Origin of the sequence: Streptomyces sp. R28, assembly GCF_041052385.1 — a bacterium.
Classification (GTDB): domain Bacteria; phylum Actinomycetota; class Actinomycetes; order Streptomycetales; family Streptomycetaceae; genus Streptomyces.
This window is the reverse complement of sequence record NZ_CP163439.1, coordinates 1,880,807-1,896,982: the sequence shown is the minus strand read 5'-3', so window position 1 is coordinate 1,896,982 and position 16,176 is coordinate 1,880,807. Positions and strand designations below refer to the sequence as shown.

The 16,176-nt window shown below is 70.8% G+C and carries 15 protein-coding genes; 10 read left to right on the top strand and 5 right to left on the bottom strand.

Translation table 11 applies throughout. The features are described from left to right. Window positions 1-114 precede the first annotated feature (114 nt). Window positions 115-2,319 carry an MMPL family transporter gene (locus AB5J49_RS08485; RefSeq protein ID WP_369167907.1) on the bottom strand — a complete coding sequence of 735 codons (2,205 nt, stop codon included), beginning with the start codon at window positions 2,317-2,319 and terminating at the stop codon, window positions 115-117. A 134-nt stretch (window positions 2,320-2,453) separates the two neighbouring features. Here AB5J49_RS08485 and rpe point away from each other — a divergent pair, with 134 nt between their 5' ends. The 7 genes from rpe to AB5J49_RS08450 all read left to right on the top strand — a co-directional run bounded on the left by rpe (window position 2,454) and on the right by AB5J49_RS08450 (window position 9,002). Next, the gene (gene rpe / locus AB5J49_RS08480; RefSeq protein WP_369167906.1) at window positions 2,454-3,140 is read left to right on the top strand and encodes a ribulose-phosphate 3-epimerase; all 687 of its coding nucleotides are present in this window, start codon (window positions 2,454-2,456) and stop codon (window positions 3,138-3,140) included. A gap of 114 nt (window positions 3,141-3,254) precedes the next feature. After that, entirely contained in the window at window positions 3,255-4,265 is a 1,011-nt protein-coding gene (locus AB5J49_RS08475) for a sugar-binding transcriptional regulator (protein ID WP_369175080.1), read from the top strand. A 94-nt stretch (window positions 4,266-4,359) separates the two neighbouring features. Then, window positions 4,360-4,674, top strand: a complete 315-nt coding sequence (locus tag AB5J49_RS08470) for a barstar family protein (RefSeq protein ID WP_369167905.1) — start codon at window positions 4,360-4,362, stop codon at window positions 4,672-4,674. 131 nt (window positions 4,675-4,805) lie between these two features. After that, complete coding sequence (locus AB5J49_RS08465; protein WP_369167904.1) at window positions 4,806-6,248, top strand: GuaB1 family IMP dehydrogenase-related protein; 1,443 nt, start codon at window positions 4,806-4,808, stop codon at window positions 6,246-6,248. Between the two features lie 93 nt (window positions 6,249-6,341). Beyond that, window positions 6,342-6,836 (top strand): GNAT family N-acetyltransferase, encoded by a 495-nt coding sequence (locus tag AB5J49_RS08460; RefSeq protein WP_369167903.1) that lies wholly within the window; start codon window positions 6,342-6,344, stop codon window positions 6,834-6,836. A gap of 233 nt (window positions 6,837-7,069) precedes the next feature. Then, window positions 7,070-8,539: an amino acid permease gene (locus AB5J49_RS08455; protein ID WP_369167902.1), complete on the top strand. Its 1,470-nt coding sequence runs from the start codon at window positions 7,070-7,072 to the stop codon at window positions 8,537-8,539. 10 nt (window positions 8,540-8,549) lie between these two features. Next, on the top strand, window positions 8,550-9,002 hold the full coding sequence (locus AB5J49_RS08450; RefSeq protein ID WP_015661832.1) for an Lrp/AsnC family transcriptional regulator: 453 nt from the start codon (window positions 8,550-8,552) through the stop codon (window positions 9,000-9,002). A gap of 22 nt (window positions 9,003-9,024) precedes the next feature. Here the strand turns inward: AB5J49_RS08450 and AB5J49_RS08445 are convergent, their stop codons facing one another. Beyond that, complete coding sequence (locus AB5J49_RS08445; protein ID WP_369167900.1) at window positions 9,025-9,495, bottom strand: hypothetical protein; 471 nt, start codon at window positions 9,493-9,495, stop codon at window positions 9,025-9,027. Between the two features lie 256 nt (window positions 9,496-9,751). Between AB5J49_RS08445 and AB5J49_RS08440 the strand changes: the two genes are divergently transcribed. After that, entirely contained in the window at window positions 9,752-10,954 is a 1,203-nt protein-coding gene (locus AB5J49_RS08440; RefSeq protein ID WP_369167899.1) for an MFS transporter, read from the top strand. On the opposite strand, the gene AB5J49_RS08435 is transcribed toward AB5J49_RS08440, so the two are convergent. After that, window positions 10,923-11,474: a Repetin gene (locus tag AB5J49_RS08435; protein ID WP_369167898.1), complete on the bottom strand. Its 552-nt coding sequence runs from the start codon at window positions 11,472-11,474 to the stop codon at window positions 10,923-10,925. The genes AB5J49_RS08440 and AB5J49_RS08435 overlap by 32 nt on opposite strands. 307 nt (window positions 11,475-11,781) lie before the next feature. Here AB5J49_RS08435 and AB5J49_RS08430 point away from each other — a divergent pair, with 307 nt between their 5' ends. Both AB5J49_RS08430 and AB5J49_RS08425 read left to right on the top strand, forming a co-directional pair. After that, window positions 11,782-12,570: a carbon-nitrogen hydrolase family protein gene (locus tag AB5J49_RS08430; protein WP_369167897.1), complete on the top strand. Its 789-nt coding sequence runs from the start codon at window positions 11,782-11,784 to the stop codon at window positions 12,568-12,570. A gap of 45 nt (window positions 12,571-12,615) precedes the next feature. Then, a complete protein-coding gene (locus AB5J49_RS08425; protein ID WP_369167896.1) occupies window positions 12,616-14,331 on the top strand; it encodes a flavin monoamine oxidase family protein in 1,716 nt (571 codons plus the stop codon). Between the two features lie 50 nt (window positions 14,332-14,381). On the opposite strand, the gene AB5J49_RS08420 is transcribed toward AB5J49_RS08425, so the two are convergent. Both AB5J49_RS08420 and AB5J49_RS08415 read right to left on the bottom strand, forming a co-directional pair. Next, window positions 14,382-15,311, bottom strand: coding sequence for an LLM class F420-dependent oxidoreductase (locus AB5J49_RS08420; RefSeq protein WP_369167894.1), 930 nt, complete (start codon window positions 15,309-15,311; stop codon window positions 14,382-14,384). A gap of 88 nt (window positions 15,312-15,399) precedes the next feature. Next, window positions 15,400-16,086: a DUF5995 family protein gene (locus AB5J49_RS08415; protein WP_369167892.1), complete on the bottom strand. Its 687-nt coding sequence runs from the start codon at window positions 16,084-16,086 to the stop codon at window positions 15,400-15,402. Window positions 16,087-16,176: the final 90 nt, after the last annotated feature.

Below are 16,176 nucleotides of genomic sequence, written 5' to 3'. Positions count from 1 at the left end.
GAGTAGCGGTTAGTTTCCAGTATGGAAAGTGGCAAGTTTCCAGTACGGCAAGTGACCGGCTCGCCCTCCGATGCCGGGCCCGTCGATGTCGGGCCCGCCGCGCCGTCTCCCCGGTCAGCCACCCCGCTCCGCGATCCCCTCCTCCGCCTCCGGAACCGCCGCCGCGCCCCCGTCCTCCCGGGCCAGCCGGTGTGGCCACCACACCTTCGGGCCCATGTCCAGGAACAGGGACGTCACCAGGACCGAGCGCACGATGAAGGTGTCCAGGAGGACGCCCAGCGCCACGGCGAAGCCGATTTCGGCGAAGGCGACCATGGGGAGGGTGCCCAGGGCGGCGAAGGTGCCGGCCAGGACCAGGCCGGCCGACGTGATGACGGCGCCGGTGGCGGCGAGGCCGGTGACGACGCCGGGGCGGGTGCCCTGGTGGGTTGCCTCCTCGCGGATGCGGGTCGTGAGGAAGATGTTGTAGTCGATGCCCAGCGCCACCAGGAAGACGAAGACGAACAGCGGGAAGTCGGTCGACTCGCCCGCGTAGTCGAAGAGGTGGCGGAAGGCCAGGGCGCTGATGCCCAGCGCGGCGGCGAACGACAGGATCACCGTGCCGATCAGCAGGAGCGGGGCGATCAGGGCGCGGAGCAGGGCGCAGAGGATCAGCAGGACCACGACCAGGACCAGCGGGATGATCAGTATGTTGTCGTGGGTTGTCGCTTTGTCCATGTCCAGCAGGGCTGCCGTACCGCCGCCCACCTGAGCGTCCGCGTCCGGTACCTCGTGGACGGCGTCGCGGACTCGTTCGACGGTCTGTTTCGCGGCCTCGCTGTCGGCGGGGTCCGTCATCGTCGCCTCGAAGAGCACCTTGCCGTCGTACGACGGTTTCGTGCCCGGGGGGAGGCCCAGCGAGTCGGGGACGACGCCCTGTGTCCCGGCCACCGCGCGGCCCACCTGCACGGCCTGTGCCTGGTTGCTGACGATGACCAGCGGGTCGCCGCTGCCGGCCGGGAAGTACTGCGCGGAGACCTCCTGGCCGGTGATCGAGTCCGGTTTCTCGGTGAACGCGTCGGCGTTGCTCAGCCCCTCGGCGCGCAGTTGGATCAGGCCCAGGGAGCAGATCGCCAGGGCGATGGCCGTGACGGCCCAGACCATGCGCGGGCGGTGGGCGATACGGCGGCCCATGCGGGCCCAGACGCCTCGCCTGTCCGGGTTCTCCGTACCCAGGTGCGGGATCACCGGCCAGAAGATCCAGCGGCCGCAGATGACGAGGAGGGCGGGGAACAGGGTCACCATGGCCAGGAGGCCCACTGCCACGCCGATCGCGGCTACCGGGCCGAGGCCTCTCGTCGAGTTCATCTCGGCCGCCAGCAGCACCAGCATGCTCAGGACGACGGTCGCGCCGGAGGCGAGCACCGCCGGGCCCGCGCGGTGCAGGGCCAGCGCCATCGCCTCGTGGCGGTCCTCGTGACGGCGCAGTTCCTCCCGGTAGCGGGCGACGAGCAGGAGGGCGTAGTCCGTGCCTGCCCCGAAGACCAGCACCGTGAGGATGCCCGCGCTCTGGCCGTTGACCGTCAGGCCCCCGTGTTCCGCCAGGAGATAGATGAAGGCCTGTGCGGTGAACAGGGCGACGACCACGGCGATGAGGGGGACCAGGATCAGGGTCGGGCTGCGGTAGGTCAGCAGGAGCATGACGATGACCACCGTCATGGCCGAGAGCAGCAGCGTGGAGTCGATGCCCTCGAAGGCCTCCGCGAAGTCCGCGGACGTGCCGCCCGGGCCCGTGATGTGCACGGCCAGCCCGCCGCCGCCCTCGCCGACGATGTCCCGGATGGAGTCGACGGCGGGCGCGATGCGCTCCCAGCCCTTCTCGTCCATGGTGATCGGGACCTGGACCTGGGCCGCGCGCGGGTCCACCTCGCGGTCGAAGACCGGCCCCCGGGTCTCGGCGCCCCGTATGCCGTGGTCGGTGAGCTGCTTGAGCCCGGCCACGTCCGCGGTGATCGCCGCCCGGTCCTGTGCCGTCAGGCCGCCGTCACGGGCGTAGACGACGACCGCGGGGATCTGCTCCGGCCTGAAGTTCTCGGAGATTTCCAGGACTTGGGTGGATTCCGCCGACCCCGGCAGCCAGGAGGCCGCGTCGTTGTCCTGCGCGTCGGTCAGCTTCTGGGCGAACGGGGCCGTCAGGAACAGCACCGCCAGCCACAGGACGAGCACCACCCACTTGGCGCGTCGCCCGCAGACCAGATGCGCGATGCCCCGCTGTCCCGACGGCGTCCGCCGGTTCTCCCCGTTCTCCCGGTTCTCCTGGTTCTCCCGGGTCCTCGTCATGGCCACCCCCGCAGCCGTATGTGGAGCCGGTCGGCGGGCCGGCATGGCATGCGCGAATCGGACACACCATCCGATGAACGTCTCAGCTCTGTACCGGCGCGAACATTCGTGCTCCGGCATGGCAGTCTTGGGTCATGGCCCCGCAGATCAACCCCAGCATCCTGTCCGCCGACTTCGCCCGCCTCGCGGACGAGGCCAAGGCGGTCGAGGGAGCCGACTGGCTCCACGTCGACGTCATGGACAACCATTTCGTCCCGAACCTCACGCTCGGCGTGCCGGTCGTAGAGTCACTGGCCCGTGCGACGGACACCCCGCTGGACTGCCATCTGATGATCGAGGCCCCCGATCGGTGGGCGCCCCAGTACGTGGAAGCGGGGGCCTCTTCCGTCACCTTCCATGTCGAGGCCGCCGCGGCACCCGTGCGGCTGGCCCGGGAGATCCGCGCCAAGGGGGCGCGTGCCTCCATGGCGCTCAGGCCCGCGACGCCCATCGAGCCGTACGAGGATCTGCTCCCCGAGCTCGACATGCTGCTGATCATGACGGTCGAGCCGGGCTTCGGTGGTCAGGCGTTTCTCGACATCATGCTTCCGAAGATTCGCCGCACCCGCGAGTTGATCAGCAAGCACGGCCTTCAGCTGTGGCTTCAGGTGGACGGCGGGGTCTCCGCCTCGACCATCGAGCGGTGCGCCGAGGCGGGCGCCGATGTCTTCGTGGCCGGTTCGGCGGTGTACGGGGCCGAGGACCCGGCCGAAGCGGTCCGTGCCCTGCGTGCACAGGCGGAGGCGGTCACCAAGACCGCAGCATGGGCATGCGACCACTGAGCCAAGGGAATGTGAACGGCCGCCATCAGGGCGGATCAAGCGCGCCGGATCTGCAAGGATGAACGGCGAATCCAGAGTGTGAACAGCAGTAGTGAGGAGATCGCCGTGTCGGGTATGTCGGCGGGCCGGTCAGCCATGCGGATGGGACCCGCTGAGCTGGTGCAGGCGGCGGCCATGGCCCGCCGCTTCTACCTCGAGGGCAAGTCCAAGATCCAGATCGCGGAGGAGTTCGGCGTCAGCCGCTTCAAGGTGGCCCGGGTCCTGGAGACCGCTCTCGAACGGGATCTGGTGCGCATCGAGATCCGTGTCCCGGCCGAGCTGGACGCGGAGCGCTCGGACGCGCTGCGGGCCCGGTACGGCCTCAGACACGCAGTCGTGGTGGAGTCCCCGGCCGAGGCCGAGGAGTCGCCCGACCCGGAGAACCTGGGAGAGGTGGCCGCCGACCTGCTCGGCGAGCTGGTGAACGAGGGGGATGTGCTGGGCCTGGCCTGGGGCCGGTCCACCATCCACATGGCGGCCGCCCTCGACCGGCTGCCGCCCTGCACGGTCGTGCAGTTGACCGGCGTGTACGACGCCGGGACCGCCGAGCGCGGTTCGGTCGAGGCGGTGCGCCGTGCCGCGCAGGTCTCCGGCGGCGACGCGCACCCCATCTACGCGCCGATGCTGCTGCCGGACGCGGCCACCGCGGTGGCGCTGCGCCACCAGACCGGGATCGCCCGGGCCTTCGAGTACTTCGACAAGGTCACGGTCGCCTGCGTCTCCATCGGCTCCTGGGAGCCCGGCATCTCGACGGTGCACGACATGCTCAGCGACGAGGAGCGGGCGCACTACGCCTCCCTCGGCGTCGCCGCCGAGATGTCCGCGCACCTCTTCGACGCCGAGGGTCGCCGGGTCGGACGGGACCTGGGGGAGCGGTGCATCACCGTCAAGGCCGACCAGCTCCGCCGTATCCCCGAGGTCGTCGCGATCGCGGGCGGGCAGCGCAAGGCGTCCGCGATCGACGCGGTGCTGCGATCGGGGCTCGTCACCAGCCTGGTGACGGACACGGCGGCGGCGGACGTGCTCATGACGGCGGGTCAGACGCCGAAGCCCGCGCTCAACCGGGCGGACCCGGACGGACACTGACGGAACGTCAGAATCAAGGGGGCGGCCCGCCCGGGGCCGTCCCTTCGTTCATCGACGATCATGACGACTCACAACGACCTTTGGCGGTACTGAGATGACGCAGCGCGTGGTCACGCTGGACCTCGACGGGGTCACGGACAAGGCGGGCCTGATGGACCGCTGCGCCCGCGCCCTGGATCTGCCCGACTGGTTCGGCCGCAACTGGGACGCCCTCGCCGACTCCCTCTCCGACCACACCGTCTGGCCCGAGGGCGCCGTCGGGCAGGGGGTGCTGATCGTCGTACGGAACTGGCGGCCGTATGCGAAGGCGAGGCCTGACGAGTGGGAGACCGCTCAGGAGGTCTTCTCCGAGGCGGTGGACCGGACGCCGGCACTCTCCGTGACGCTTGCTCTCGGAGGATCCTCCTAAGGGCCCTCTGACCTGCTTGGATGATGCGACCGTGCATCACGTTCCGGTCAGCATGGGACAATGAAGTACGTGCTCTTCCCCCTGGCTGACCTGTCCGGGGGCCACCTCTGATCGACTGGGATGTGCAGCACGTGCGTTTCCTCAATGACATCCAGCCCGCGTACGACCTGACGTACGACGACGTCTTCATGGTCCCGAGCCGCAGCGCGGTCGGCTCGCGGCAGGGCGTGGACCTCAGCTCCCCGGACGGTACGGGCACCACGATCCCGCTGGTCGTCGCCAACATGACCGCCATCGCCGGCCGCCGTATGGCCGAGACGATGGCCCGGCGCGGCGGCCTGGTGGTCATCCCGCAGGACATCCCGATCGAGGTCGTCACCGAGGTCGTCTCCTGGGTGAAGAGCCGCCACCACGTTCTCGACACCCCGATCGTGCTGGCCCCGCACCAGACCGTCGCCGACGCGCTGGCCCTGCTGCCCAAGCGTGCGCACAACGCCGGTGTGGTCGTCGACGACGACTTCAAGCCGATCGGCGTGGTCACCGACTCCGACCTGTCCGGCGTGGACCGCTTCACCCAGCTCGAAGTGGTCATGTCCCGCGACCTGCTGCTCCTCGACGCGGACCAGGACCCGCGCGAGGCCTTCAACACCCTCGACCACCACAACCGGCGCTACGCCCCCGCCGTCGACGCGGACGGCCGCCTCGCCGGCATCCTCACCCGCAAGGGCGCCCTGCGCGCCACCCTGTACTCCCCGGCCGTCGACGCGGACGGCAAGCTGCGCATAGCGGCCGCCGTCGGCATCAATGGCGACGTGGCGGGCAAGGCCAAGCAGCTGCTCGACGCGGGCGTCGACACCCTCGTCATCGACACGGCGCACGGCCACCAGGAGTCGATGATCGCCGCGATCAGGACCGTACGGGCGCTCGACCCGCAGGTGCCGATCGTCGCGGGCAACATCGTCGCCGCGGAGGGTGTCCGGGACCTCATCGAGGCCGGTGCCGACATCATCAAGGTCGGTGTCGGACCGGGCGCCATGTGTACCACCCGCATGATGACCGGCGTGGGCCGGCCGCAGTTCTCGGCCGTGCTGGAGTGCGCCGCCGAGGCGAAGAAGTACGGCAAGCACGTGTGGGCCGACGGCGGTGTCCGCCACCCGCGCGACGTCGCCATGGCGCTCGCGGCCGGTGCGTCCAACGTGATGGTCGGGTCCTGGTTCGCGGGCACGTACGAGTCGCCGGGCGACCTCCAGCACGACGCGCAGGGGCGTGCCTACAAGGAGTCGTTCGGCATGGCGTCCGCGCGTGCCGTGCGCAACCGTACGTCCGAGGAGTCGTCGTACGACCGCGCCCGCAAGGCGCTGTTCGAGGAGGGCATCTCCACCTCCCGGATGTTCCTCGACCCGGCCCGCCCGGGTGTGGAGGACCTGATCGACTCGATCATCGCGGGCGTGCGGTCGTCGTGCACCTACGCGGGTGCCGGCTCCCTGGAGGAGTTCGCCGAGAAGGCCGTCGTCGGCATCCAGAGCGCCGCCGGCTACGCGGAGGGCAAGCCGCTGCACGCCAGCTGGAGCTGACGTCACATCAACCCCCTTCGACACGGCCCCTGTTGACCCGCCCGCCGGGAAAATCGGGGGCCGTTTCGCATGCCCGGGCCCTACCGTCGGCCTATGGAGACAGCCGCTTGCAGGGCCGAGGACATCGAGGTGCTGGACCACTTCATGCCGTCGTACAGCGTCGACGGCAACCATGCCGCCCGCTTCGGGAGGCAGGAGGCGGGGGACAGCACCTATCTGATCCCGTGGCTGGACGGCAGGCCCGTGGGCCACGCGGAGGTGCGTTGGACCGGGTGCGCGGCGCCCGAGGCGCGGGCCTCGCGGCCGGGCTGCCCGGAGATCAACGGCCTCTTCGTGTGGCCCGAGTCGCTCCGTTCCCGGGGCATCGGCACCGCGCTGGTCCGCACCGCCGAGCGGATGGCCAAGGAGCGCGGCATCGGGGCCATGGGCCTCGGCGTCGACGACGACAACCCGCGCGCGGCGGCGCTCTACGCACGCCTCGGATACCTGCCCACCGTGCCCTACGTCGACCGCTGGACCCGCCTGGACTCCGACGGCGTACGGCATGAGCAGGCCGATGCCTGCGTGTTCCTGGTCAAGGTCCTCTGAGAGCCCCTGCGCAACGGTCGAAAGCCACCGCGCAACGAACACCCACCCAACCCCCAGGAACGCAATGATCTTGCGGGCATGCGCATGGTTGCTGCATTACAACGGCAACGCCGCTCCTCATAGGCTGTCGCCTCGTACGTGGCGTGGCAGGGACCCCGCTCGGTGGGTCCCTGCTGTCGCAGGGTGCCGCCGGTCCCCGCCGCCCTGAGAGGCAGCGACGAAGGAGTCAGCGCGTGCTCGATCAAGGCGCACCCCCGCAGGACCGCACCCAGTCAGGCCCACCGTCCCCGGGTGTCGGTGCGCGCCTGTTGCGTCGCAAGCCGGTGGAACACCTGGTCGAAGAGGGTGGCCAGGGCGAGGGAGGGTCCCTGCGGCGCTCCCTGGGCCTGTGGCAGCTCACCATGATCAGCATCGGTGCCACCCTCGGCACCGGCATCTTCGTCGTCCTCGGCGACGCCGTCCCCAAGGCCGGCCCCGCGGTCACCCTGGCCTTCGTGATCGCCGGTCTCACGGCGCTGTTCTCGGCCCTGTCGTACGCCGAGCTGGCGGGCAGCATCCCGGTCGCGGGCTCCTCGTACTCGTATGCGTACGCAACGATGGGTGAGCTCGTCGCCTGGATCTGCGGCTGGTGTCTGGTGCTGGAGTACGGCGTGTCGGTGGCCGCCGTCGCCGTCGGCTGGGGTGAGTACCTCAACGAGCTGCTCGACGGGACCATAGGCGTCACCGTCCCGGCCGTGCTGTCCTCGGCGCCCGGTGAGGGCGGGGTCATCAACCTGCCCGCCCTGATCGTCGTGATGCTGGCGATGGTCTTCCTGCTCGGCGGCGTGCGCGAGTCCGCCCGCGCCAACACGATCATGGTCGCCGTCAAGATCATCGCGCTGGTGCTGTTCTGCGCGGTCGGCTTCATGGGCTTCAAGTCCGGCAACTACGCCGACTTCATGCCGCTCGGCATGACGGGCGTGAGCGCCGCGGGTGCCACGCTCTTCTTCTCCTACATCGGCTTCGACGCCGCCTCCACCGCCGGCGAGGAGGCCAAGGACCCCAAGCGGGACCTGCCGCGGGCGATCATGCTCTCGCTGATCATCGTCACCGCGCTGTACGTGCTCGTCGCGGGCGTCGCCGTCGGCGCCTGGGACTGGACCAAGTTCGAGGGCTCGGAAGCCTCCCTCGCCGCGATCATGACGGACGTCAGCGGCCAGTCCTTCTGGGGCACCCTGCTCGCCCTCGGCGCGGTCATCTCCATCGCGAGCGTCGTGCTCACCGTGCTCTACGGCCAGACCCGCATCCTCTTCGCGATGTCCCGCGACGGCCTGGTGCCCAAGGCGCTCGGCAAGGTCCACCGGAAGACCGGCGCGCCCCGCCTCAACACGGTCATCGTGTCCCTGTTCTGCGGTGCGCTCGCCGCCCTCATCCCGCTGGGCAAGCTCGTCGACGCCACCAGCATCGGCACGCTGTTCGCCTTCGGGCTGGTCAACATCGCGGTGATCGTCCTGCGTTACCGGCGGCCGGAGCTCGAGCGCACGTTCAGGGTGCCGTTCGGGCCGGTGCTGCCGGTGCTGGGCTTCCTGTTCTGCGCGTACAACATGTTCAGCCTGGACACCGTGACCTGGGTCGTCTTCGGGTGCTGGATGGCAGCGGGTCTCGTGTTCTACTTCCTCTACGGCTATCGCCGTTCCCGTCTTGCGACACCAGAAGTGAAGTGAACCACCCGCAGTGCTGAACGATCTCGACGAACGCATCGTGCACGCCCTCGCCGAGGACGCCCGCCGCTCCTACGCGGACATCGGGCAACTCGTCGGCCTGTCCGCGCCCGCCGTGAAACGGCGCGTGGACCGGCTGCGCGCCACCGGAGCCATCACCGGATTCACCGTACGGGTGGACCCGGCGGCGCTCGGCTGGGAGACCGAGGGGTTCGTCGAGATCTACTGCCGGCGCAACACCTCGCCGGAGACGATCCAGCGGGGGCTGGAGCGGTATCAGGAGGTCGTGGCCGCGTCCACCGTCACCGGTGAGGCGGACGCGGTCGTGCAGGTCTTCGCCTCCGACATGCGGCACTTCGAGCGGGTCCTGGAGCGGATCGCGGGGGAGCCGTTCGTGGAGCGGACCAAGTCGGTGCTGGTGTTGTCGCCGTTGCTGCGAAGGTTTTCCTCCGGGTCGCCCACGTAGCGCTCCGCGGGGGTGCGGTGGTTCACCTGCGGGCCGGTGGGGGCTTGTCGCGCAGTTCCCCGCGCCCCTGAGGGGCGCGTTTGCGCACCGACGTCAGCATGCGCCGTACGAGCACGGCGTGCCCGCCCGTGCCGATGACGAGCCGTCGGTAGACGGCCCCTGCCGGGCCGGGGAACCGGGCTCGGGTCTCGGCCCGCACTCGGGTGCTCCCCGGACCTGTCTCGTCCAGGTGGAACACCAAGGCGTACGTCGAGAAGCGGTGGCTTCCGGCGAGGGCCAGCTCCTTGCCCGGTACCGCGGTGACCACATGGAACCCGGGGATCGGCGAGCGGTCGGCGCAGCCGAGCAGGCGTGTCAGGACCGTGGTGGGCCGGGCCGCGAACTGGTGGTCCATGGTGTCGGCGATGGCCTGGCAGACGGCGTCCGGCCGCGCGGCGACGACCGACGTGTGCGCGTCGATGAACGGCAGGTCGTGGATCTCGGTGGCGTCCATGCCGGCAGTCTCGCGCGTGGCCTCGCGCACCGGCGTCCTCCCGCGGGCCGACCTCCGTCGCCGCTCGGCGGAGGCACGCGGCGTCGGACTCCTCCTGGCGGAGGGCGCCCCGGCGGAAATTCCGCTGCGTCCCCGCCCCCGACCCGCCTACCATCGATGCCATGACCTGGCGACATTGATCCACCAGCCGTGCCTCCCGAGGGCCGCCTCGGACGCCGTACCCCCGGTGTCCGAACAGTCCCTGCGGGAAGGCCTCATGACACTCTCACCTGCGCGTGTGCCCGCCACCGGTGTCCGGCGGCTCACGGCCACGCTGTACGGCTACTCGTTCCTCGACGACTTCGTCCTGCTCTACCCGGTGTACGCGCTGCTGTTCGCCGACACCGGCCTGTCGCTCTGGCAGATCTCCTCCCTGTTCGCCCTGTGGTCGGTCACCGGCGTCCTGCTGGAGGTCCCCTCCGGTGCCTGGGCCGACGCCGTCTCGCGGCGGCGGCTGCTGTGGCTCGGCCAGCTGCTCACGGCCCTCGGCTTCGGGCTGTGGGTGCTGCTCCCGTCGTACGGGGCCTTCGCGCTCGGCTTCGTCCTGTGGGGCGCCGGCGGAGCGCTCGGCTCCGGTGCGCTGGAGGCGCTGGTGTACGACGAGCTGGACCGGCTGGATGCCGTCGACCGGTATGCGCGGGTGATGGGCCGGGCCCGGGCCGCGCGACTGGTGGGGACGATGACCTCCGCCGGACTCGCGGGGCCCGTCCTCGCGCTGGGCGGCTACCCGGCGGTCGGCGTGGCGAGCATCCTGGCCTGTCTGCTGACCGCCGCCACGGCGGCCCGGTTCCCGGAGCACCGGGTGCGGCCGGAGACCGGGGACGACAGCTGGGCGACGACCCTGCGGACCGGGCTCGCCGAGGTCCGCAGGGACCGTTCGGTGCGCGGCGCGCTGCTGCTGATCCCCGCCGTCGCCGCCGTATGGGGGGCGCTCGACGAGTACACCCCGCTGCTGGTCCGGGACATCGGCGTCGCCGAGGCGACCGTCCCCTGGCTGATCCTGCTGATCTGGGCGGGCGTCACCGCCGGAAGCCTCCTGACCGGACCGGCCGAACGCCTCGGCACGGGAGGGCTCGCGGCGCTGCTCGCGGGCGCCGCGCTCGCTCTGGCCGTGGGAGCCGCGGCCGGCACCACGGCCGGCATCGCACTCGTCGGCCTCGCCTTCGGTGGGGTCCAGCTGGCGGAGGTGCTCGCCGACGTCCGCCTCCAGCACCGTATCGAGGCGTCCCGCCGGGCCACCCTCACCTCCGTCGCGAGCCTGGGCACCGAGCTGGTCACGGTCGCCACGTTCGGCGTGTACGCGCTGCTCGGCGCGAGGGCGGCGCACAGCACCGTGTTCGCGGTGCTCGCGGTTCCCTACCTGGTGACGGCGCTGGCCCTGGCCCTGGCTAGAACTCGGGCTGCCACGGCACGACCGTGAAATCGCCGGTGCCCTTCTTGACCTTCTCGAAGGGCGCCGAGCTCACGCACCTGGGCAGGTCCTTCGGGCCCAGGTCCTCGGTCGTCGCCCAGCTGTAGCCGAGCCGGTCGTGGCGGCCGAGGTCGTGCACCGTGATGCCCACCCGCTTGCCCTTCTCGCCCGGCAGGTCCGTGTCGGTGACCACGCCGGAGACGACGGCCACCTTGCCCCCGGTGACGAGGCAGTCGACCTTCGCCTTGGCCCAGGCGCCCTCGCCGTTCACGTAGTGGCTCCACTCGAAGGTGCCGGTCGCCTTCATCGGGTCGGCCTTGTCCGCGCCGGCGAGGTGCGCGTCGAAGGAGAAGGTGATGTCGTCCCCGGCCGAGCGGTACAGCTTGGCGGTGCCGGTGAGCGCGGCGGCCTCTCGCTGCGCCGGCGCGTCCGGCGCGTCCGACGCGGTGGCGGCGGTCGCGGCAGTGGCCGCTCCGGCGGTGAGCAGCAGTGCGGAGCCGAGCACGACGATCTTCGTACGGCGCTTCATGGCGGTCCTTTCTGCAGGTCAAGTGGACAGTCCCCACTCTCCCGGCGCCGCGCCCGCACCACATCGCGCCGGAGACGGGACCCCACCTCAGCCGTCCGGCGGGGGAGACCGGCCGGGCATGCGCTTGGCGGAGGACCGGGGCTACGACCGAGGTCGCGCAACGAATCGCCGCCCACCCCCCGTCGCACGCAACGAACCGCTCACCGGCGCGCAACGGCTCCTTCTTGTCCGCCCTGCTCAGCCGCCCGTACCGTCTACGTGGCCCCTACACGGCCCCTGCCCCCCTTCCGCCCGGTGAGGAACCCGCATGCGCACCGCCCTGCTCCAGAGCTCCGGCCGCCCCGGCTCCACCGTCGAGAACCTCAAGGTCCTCGACGAGGCCGCGGGCCGTGCCGCCGCCGCGGGCGCCGGGCTGCTGGTCGCGCCGGAGATGTTCCTGACCGGCTATGCGATCGGCGACGACATCGCCCGCCTCGCCGAGCCCGCCGACGGCGACTGCGCGGACGCGATCGCCGAGACCGCGACGAGGCACGGCCTGGCGATCGCCTACGGCTACCCCGAGCGGGCCGGCGACGCCGTCTTCAACTCCGCCCAGCTGATCTCCGCCGACGGGACCCGTCTCGCCAACCACCGCAAGACCCACCTCTTCGGCTGCTTCGAGCGCGAGCACTTCACGCCGGGGAACCAGCCGGTCGTCCAGGCCGAGCTCGACGGCCTCCGCGTCGGCATCCTGATCTGCTACGACGTCGAGTTCCCGGAGAACGTCCGCGCCCACGCCCTCGCCGGCACCGACCTGCTCATCGTCCCGACGGCGCAGATGCACCCGTTCCAGTTCGTCGCCGAGTCGATGATCCCGGTGCGGGCCTTCGAGAACCAGATGTACGTCGCGTACGTCAACCGGATCGGCCAGGAAGGGGAGTTCGAGTTCGTCGGCCTCTCCACTCTCGCCGGTCCCGACGGGATCGCGCGCACCCGCGCCGGCCGCGGTGAGGAGCTCGTCCTCGCCGACGTCGACCCGGCCTTCCTCGCCGCGTCCCGCGAGGCGAACCCGTACCTGAAGGACCGCCGCCCCGGTCTCTACGGGTCCCTGATCTGAGCCTCTGCCCCCGCAGTCCCTGTTTGCGCAAGGAGTCCGTACCCCATGACGTCCACGGTGCCCAACGCCGTCCAGCACGCCGACGAGCAGCAGCCGCCGATCACCATGTTCGGCCCGGACTTCCCGTACGCGTACGACGACTTCCTCGCCCACCCGGCGGGGCTCGGCCAGATACCCGCGACCGAGCACGGCACCGAGGTCGCGGTCATCGGCGGCGGGCTCTCCGGCATCGTGGCCGCGTACGAGCTGATGAAGATGGGCCTCAAGCCGGTCGTGTACGAGGCCGACCAGATCGGCGGGCGACTGCGGACCGTCGGCTTCGACGGCCCGGGCACCGAGGGACTGACCGCCGAGATGGGCGCGATGCGGTTCCCGCCGTCCTCCACGGCGCTCCAGCACTACATCGACCTGGCCGGTCTGCAGACCCGTCCCTTCCCCAACCCCCTTGCGGAGGCGACCCCTTCGACGGTCGTCGACCTCAAGGGCGAGTCGCACTACGCCGAGACGGTCGAGGACCTCCCGCAGGTCTACCGGGACGTCGCCGACGCCTGGAACAAGTGCCTCGAAGAGGGCGCCGACTTCTCCGACATGAACCAGGCGATGCGCGAGCGCGACGTGCCGCGCATCCGCGAGATCTGGGCCAAGCTCGTCGAGAAGCTCGACAACCAGACCTTCTACGGCTTCCTCTGCGACTCCGAGGCCTTCAAGTCCTTCCGGCACCGCGAGATCTTCGGCCAGGTCGGCTTCGGCACCGGCGGCTGGGACACCGACTTCCCGAACTCCATCCTGGAGATCCTGCGCGTCGTCTACACCGAGGCCGACGACCACCACCGCGGCATCGTCGGCGGCTCCCAGCAGCTGCCGCTGCGTCTGTGGGAGCGCGAGCCGGAGAAGATCGTCCACTGGGCCTACGGCACCTCGCTGGCGAGCCTGCACGAGAACGGCGAGCCCCGCCCGGCCGTGACCCGGCTGCACCGCACCGCGGGCAACCGGATCACCGTGACCGACGCGCACGGCGACATCCGTACGTACCAGGCCGCCGTCTTCACCGCGCAGTCCTGGATGCTGCTGTCGAAGATCGCCTGCGACGACTCGCTCTTCCCGATCGACCACTGGACGGCCATCGAGCGCACCCACTACATGGAGAGCTCGAAGCTCTTCGTGCCGGTCGACCGCCCGTTCTGGCTCGACAAGGCCGTCGACGACAGGGGCAATCCGACGGGCCGGGACGTCATGTCGATGACGCTCACCGACCGCATGACCCGCGGGACCTACCTGCTGGACGACGGCCCGGACAAGCCGGCGGTCATCTGCCTGTCGTACACCTGGTGCGACGACAGCCTGAAGTGGCTGCCGCTGTCCGCGAACGAGCGGATGGAGGTCATGCTGAAGTCGCTCGGCGAGATCTACCCGAAGGTCGACATCCGCAAGCACATCATCGGCAACCCGGTGACGGTGTCGTGGGAGAACGAGCCGTACTTCATGGGCGCGTTCAAGGCCAACCTGCCCGGCCACTACCGCTACCAGCGGCGCCTGTTCACGCACTTCATGCAGGACCGGCTGGCCGAGGACAAGCGGGGCATCTTCCTCGCCGGTGACGACATCTCCTGGACGGCCGGCTGGGCCGAGGGCGCGATCCAGACCGCGCTGAACGCGGTCTGGGGCGTCATGCACCACTTCGGCGGGGCGACCGACCCGAGCAACCCGGGGCCGGGCGACGTGTACGACGAGATCGCGCCGGTCGAGCTGCCCGAGGACTGAGCCCGTAGTCCGTGGCTCGCGGCTCGTGGCTCGTGGCTCGTGGAAGAGGGTCAGATCCCGGCTGCCCGCGCCTTCTCGTACACCTCCGCGGCGACGTCCTTGAGTTCCTGGGCGTCGCGCACGGTGCTCTGGAGGTCGACGAAGATCTCGTCCAGGCCGACCTCGGCGTACGCGGCCAGGTCCTCGACGATCTGGTCCACGCTGCCGTGGAAGGGCTGGCGGTCGGAACCCTCGTATCCCTTGGCGGAATAGCGCGCGTTGGTGCGCACGACCGTCTGGATCGGTTCCGTGCGGCCCCGCTCGGCGGCCAGGTCCTGCAGCTCCTGCCACTGCTTGGCCAGCGACTCGGCGCTCAAGGCGACCGGCATCCACCCGTCGGCGTGGTCCACGAGCCGGCGCCGCGCCTTGCGGGTGGCGGCGGCGAGCAGGATCGGGAGGGGCCGGGCGGGCTTGGGGCCGACCACGGCGGGGGCGATCTTCGTGATCCGGCCGTCGTACGACACCGGATCCGGGCCCCACACCGCGCGGCAGACCTCGATCACCTCGTCGAGGACCTGGCCGCGCTCCTCGAAGGGACGGACGGAGGCGGCCGCGTACTCGTCGTGCGACCAGCCGCTGCCCAGGCCCGCGACGACCCGGCCGCCACTCGCCGCGTCCAGGGTGGCGAGCGACTTGGCGAGCTGGAAGGGCACGTGCAGCGGGGCCACCAGCACGCTGGTGCCGAGCCGGGCACGCTCGGTGGCCGCGGCCGCCAGCGTCAGCGTGACCAACGGGTCGGCGACCCCGCGGTAGTCGTCCGGCCAGGGCAGGCCCTCGATGCCGTACAGGCCCTGGGTGGCGGGCTCGGGGAACAGCGCCCGCTCGTACACCCACAGACTCTCGTAGCCGACCGCCTCCGCGGCGCGCGCCACGTCCGGGACGTCCTTGCCGAGGTCGTACTGCCTGTTCTGGGGGAGTGCGAGTCCGAGCCGAGTCGCCATGCCTGTGCTCCTTTGCAAGAGGTCCAGTCATGTCGAACGTACAACGTTCATCTACGAGTTGAGGCACCTCGGCACAGGAGTGGCCGGATCAGTCCGGCAGTGGCGTGAGCAGCATGCGTCCCGCGAACCCCACCGCCCCGTCCAGCCGCTCGGTGAACTCCTCGGCGACGTCCGGCAGTCGGCGCAGCGCCCACAGGGCGCGGGCCGCCGACCAGGTGGCGTCCCGGGCCCGCTCCAGGCTCCAGGAGCCGAGCAGATGGGTGAGCGGGTCGGCGATCTGGAGCAGGTCGGGACCCGGCATCAGATCTTCGCGGATGCGCTCCTCCAGCGAGACGAGGAGATCACCCACGCGATCGAACTCGTCCTCCAGATCGGCGGGTGCGCAGTCGAGGCTACGACAGGCGTCCACCACGGCGAGCGCCAGGTCGTGCCCGATGTGCGCATTGATGCCCGCGAGCGCGAACTGCAGCGGTCGTACGCCGGGATGGCGGCGCATCTGGAACAGGGGCCGCCAGCAGGCGGGTGGGCGCCCCTCGTCCTCAGCCGTTCGCACCGCCGCGAGATACCGCTCCGCGAACCGAACGTCCAGCGTGATCGCGGCCCGCGCGTCCGTGAACCGGCCGCCGTCGATGTGCCGGTCCACCGCCTCCGTGACGCCGAGGTAGACGCGGTTGAAGACCGCGACCCCGTCGGCTTCGGGCAGGGCCGCGTCGAGGGCGCGCATACGGGAGATGACCGCGTCCACAGCTGTGGTGAATTGTTCGCATTGCGCCATGGGGGCAGAGTCCCAGCTTTAGGCTGGCGGAAGTGTCGGCGAGCCCGGCGCTTCCCCAGAACGGGGGAACGCGCTCGCTGTGGGGGAGGG

What these genes read in the sequence shown, in the direction of transcription:
- AB5J49_RS08485 (WP_369167907.1), bottom strand. Translation starts at nt 2,319, where the DNA reads ATGACGAGGACCCGGGAGAACCAGGAGAACCGGGAGAACGGGGAGAAC.
- rpe (WP_369167906.1), top strand. Translation starts at nt 2,454, where the DNA reads ATGGCCCCGCAGATCAACCCCAGCATCCTGTCCGCCGACTTCGCCCGC.
- AB5J49_RS08475 (WP_369175080.1), top strand. Translation starts at nt 3,255, where the DNA reads ATGTCGGCGGGCCGGTCAGCCATGCGGATGGGACCCGCTGAGCTGGTG.
- AB5J49_RS08470 (WP_369167905.1), top strand. Translation starts at nt 4,360, where the DNA reads ATGACGCAGCGCGTGGTCACGCTGGACCTCGACGGGGTCACGGACAAG.
- AB5J49_RS08460 (WP_369167903.1), top strand. Translation starts at nt 6,342, where the DNA reads ATGGAGACAGCCGCTTGCAGGGCCGAGGACATCGAGGTGCTGGACCAC.
- AB5J49_RS08445 (WP_369167900.1), bottom strand. Translation starts at nt 9,495, where the DNA reads ATGGACGCCACCGAGATCCACGACCTGCCGTTCATCGACGCGCACACG.
- AB5J49_RS08440 (WP_369167899.1), top strand. Translation starts at nt 9,752, where the DNA reads ATGACACTCTCACCTGCGCGTGTGCCCGCCACCGGTGTCCGGCGGCTC.
- AB5J49_RS08435 (WP_369167898.1), bottom strand. Translation starts at nt 11,474, where the DNA reads ATGAAGCGCCGTACGAAGATCGTCGTGCTCGGCTCCGCACTGCTGCTC.
- AB5J49_RS08430 (WP_369167897.1), top strand. Translation starts at nt 11,782, where the DNA reads ATGCGCACCGCCCTGCTCCAGAGCTCCGGCCGCCCCGGCTCCACCGTC.
- AB5J49_RS08425 (WP_369167896.1), top strand. Translation starts at nt 12,616, where the DNA reads ATGACGTCCACGGTGCCCAACGCCGTCCAGCACGCCGACGAGCAGCAG.
- AB5J49_RS08420 (WP_369167894.1), bottom strand. Translation starts at nt 15,311, where the DNA reads ATGGCGACTCGGCTCGGACTCGCACTCCCCCAGAACAGGCAGTACGAC.
- AB5J49_RS08415 (WP_369167892.1), bottom strand. Translation starts at nt 16,086, where the DNA reads ATGGCGCAATGCGAACAATTCACCACAGCTGTGGACGCGGTCATCTCC.